The sequence below is a fragment of the Microseira sp. BLCC-F43 genome, assembly GCF_041929235.1.
Classification (GTDB): Bacteria; Cyanobacteriota; Cyanobacteriia; order Cyanobacteriales; family Aerosakkonemataceae; genus Microseira.
The window spans coordinates 1-3,084 of the sequence record NZ_JBHFNP010000203.1 but is presented as its reverse complement, the minus strand read 5'-3'; the positions used below and the strand labels follow the sequence as shown (position 1 = coordinate 3,084).

Below are 3,084 nucleotides of genomic sequence, written 5' to 3'. Positions count from 1 at the left end.
TCGTCAGTCAGGAATTTATCGAGTTTACTGTCAGAGGAGAGTTGCTTATTCATGAAAGTTTACTCCTGTTAAATTCGGGATTGGGAGTTGATAAAATTAGGTTTTTGAGTCAAGCGAGTTCGCTCGTCATGACTCAATGTCCCACAGATCGTCAGGGTGCGCTCGCGTGGCGCTGTCCTGCTTCTGTCTATAACTCCGGTCAAACACCCAGGGTTTTATGCAAAACGCCAAATATTAATTTATGTAAATAATGCCGAAAACTCTGGCTGTTGAGGCTGAGTAACGCTCGTAGGTGTTTATTCTGGATATGGGGAGGAATGACAACAAATTATGAAGGATTTATGACAAGTGGCGCTGTAAGTGGTAACAACGGATACTTTTGTCATCTGACCTCTGCCAGTCACAGGCGAATGAGTAAAGTAGTCTTGAGCTTGGGACATGGTAACTTGCAAAACGGCTTTCCCGCCGTGACGGCGCAGCTTTGGGAGGCGACTTCCACCCCCTCGATGCAGTTTATAGGGAGTTTACCACCAGCACCAGAAATTTCCTCACTCTACAAAGATTGGCAGTTGCAGTATTCGGCGTCTTATCAATGTTTAGATTTGCTCCCGCGCCTCGAACTACTCGATTTTCCGGAAGATGTGCCTGACGAGGCTGGGTTTTCCTCTGAAAAGTTTAACGATTTATGCCAGCAGTTTTCAGATAAAATCAATGATTGGCTAAACTCGCAACAGTTTTGCCACATTAACAATCGATTACGAACGCACTTAGGTCATTTAGAGGAAATTCGATTCATTATTGAAACCGATGATAAACTGTTGCGGCGACTACCCTGGCATCTGTGGAACTTTTTTGAGGATTATCCCAATGCGGAAGTGGCTTTGAGTGCGCCAGAGTATATATCAATCACCAGAACGCCGAGCAAAAAAACAGGCGATAAAGTCAGAATTTTAGCCATACTTGGCAATAGCAAAGGCATTAATATTGATCGGGATAGGAGTTTTTTAGAGAAATTACCTGAGGCGGAAGTAAAATTTTTGGTAGAACCGGAGCGAGCGCAACTGAATGACCAACTTTGGGCTGAACCTTGGGATATCCTGTTTTTCGCGGGTCATAGTTTTAGTTTTTCAGATGGGAAAAGCGGGCGAATTTATATTAATCAAACTAAGAGTTTAACCGTTTCGGAACTGAAATATGCGCTCAAAAATGCGAGAGAACGCGGTTTGAAGCTGGCAATTTTCAACTCCTGCGATGGTTTGGGGTTGGCGCAAGCACTGTTCGATTTGCACATTCCGCAAACGATTGTAATGCGAGAGCCGGTTCCGGATGCGATCGCTCAAGCTTTCTTAAAGTATTTTATAGCAGCTTTTTCGGGTGGAAAATCTTTATATACTGCGGTAAGAGAAGCACGACAAAGACTGCATGGACTGGAGGAAAAATGTCCTTGTGCGAGTTGGTTACCAGTCATTTTTCAGAACCCCGCTCTTGAACCACCAACTTGGCAAGATTTGTTACCGCCCAGCGAAAATACGATCCCCCCCTGCCCCCCCTTACCAAGGGGGGGATGGATGGTGCTGGTAGCGAGTGTGGTAGTAACTGGCTTGGTGATGGGTGTGCGACACCTGGGAATGCTTCAGCAATGGGAGTTGCAAGCTTTCGATCATCTAATGCAGTTGCGACCGATTGAAAGCCAAGATCCGCGTTTGTTGATAGTCACAATTGATGAAGCGGATATTCAGTATCAGAATCGGATGAAAATGAAAATGCGCTGGTCGCTATCGGATAATGCACTCGCGCAATTATTGAAAAAATTAGAACAGTATCAACCAAGAACTATCGGTATTGATATTTATCGCGATTTTTCTGTAGACCCCGATTATCCAGATTTAGCAACTCGCTTGCGGCAAGACGAACGCCTGTTTGCTACATGCAAAGTTTCTGCACCTGAAGATGGCGCACCAGATGGCAATCCCCCCCCGCCTGAAGTTCCCAAAAAACGTCTGGGTTTTAGCGATTTTGTGGCAGATGATGATGAAATTGCCCGTCGCCATTTGTTGCATTTAATGCCTCCTCTAACATCTCCTTGTGCCGCAGATAATGCCTTTAGTCTCCAGATGGCACTTCATTATTTGAATGCACAAGGCATAGAGGCCAAATTTACGAAGCAGGGGGAATTGCAAATGGGCGATGTTGTTTTTAAGAAATTAAAATCCCAATCTGGCGGTTATCAACGAGTGGATGCATCGGGTTATCAAGTGTTGCTTAATTATCGTTCTCTGGCTTCTTTACAAAACATTGCCCCCCAGATTTCTCTCAGAGATATTCTGAATAACCGGATTAACCCTGAATTAAGCGAATCTGTGAAAAATCGTATCGTCCTGATTGGCGTTACTGCGCCAACTACTGCCGATCAATGGAAAACTCCCTTCAGCGTTAATGCGCCGCCCAATCAAACCCGAATACCAGGAGTGTTTGTGCAAGCGCAGATGGTGAGTCAGATTCTCAGTGCTGTTTTGGATCGTAGACCTTTGTTATGGTGGTGGCCTCAATGGGTGGAAGTTTTTTGGGTATGGGGATGGGCGTTGGTGGGAGGAATGCTAGCACTGTGCATTCGACAGCCACTGGGTCTTGGATTAGCCGGAGTTGTCACTTTAGGAATGCTTTTTGGGATTTGCTTTATCATCTTTACAGCAGCTGGGTGGGTGCCGTTCGTTCCATCGGCGTTGGCTTTATTAGCGACTGAAGTAGCATTAGTGTGGTGGTCTACAAGGAGTTCGCTTTTTGTCAATAACAGTAGACCTTTGGATGCTGAATTATGGCTAGGAAGAAGTTTGTTTTCCAGGAAGTGAGATTGGGTTTTGCCATCGCTTTAGCACTCGCTACTTTTATAGCGGATTGCAGTCGTATGAGGTACACCTTCGTTTGTGTAGCGGCACCCGAAAGGGGGCCCCGAAACCAAAATCCCGCTTTTTCAACGGTTTTTTTTTAACGCTTTTCCGTTCCTTTTGTTTCGCGCCCCCAAAATGGGTCCCGATACACAAACGAAGGTGTACCTCATACGACTGCAATCCGCTATAAAAGTAG

At 45.4% G+C, this 3,084-nt stretch carries 2 protein-coding genes; both read left to right on the top strand.

From position 1 onward, the window contains the following. Positions 1-251 (top strand): hypothetical protein (locus ACE1CM_RS27730; protein ID WP_374882084.1); only part of this gene is annotated, 251 nt, incomplete at its 5' end. Between the two features lie 66 nt (positions 252-317). After that, positions 318-2,849: a CHASE2 domain-containing protein gene (locus ACE1CM_RS27725; protein ID WP_374882083.1), complete on the top strand. Its 2,532-nt coding sequence runs from the start codon at positions 318-320 to the stop codon at positions 2,847-2,849. Positions 2,850-3,084: the final 235 nt, after the last annotated feature.

Bases quoted from the DNA above. Each gene is read 5' to 3' on its own strand.
- ACE1CM_RS27725 (WP_374882083.1), top strand. From the start codon at position 318: ATGACAACAAATTATGAAGGATTTATGACAAGTGGCGCTGTAAGTGGT.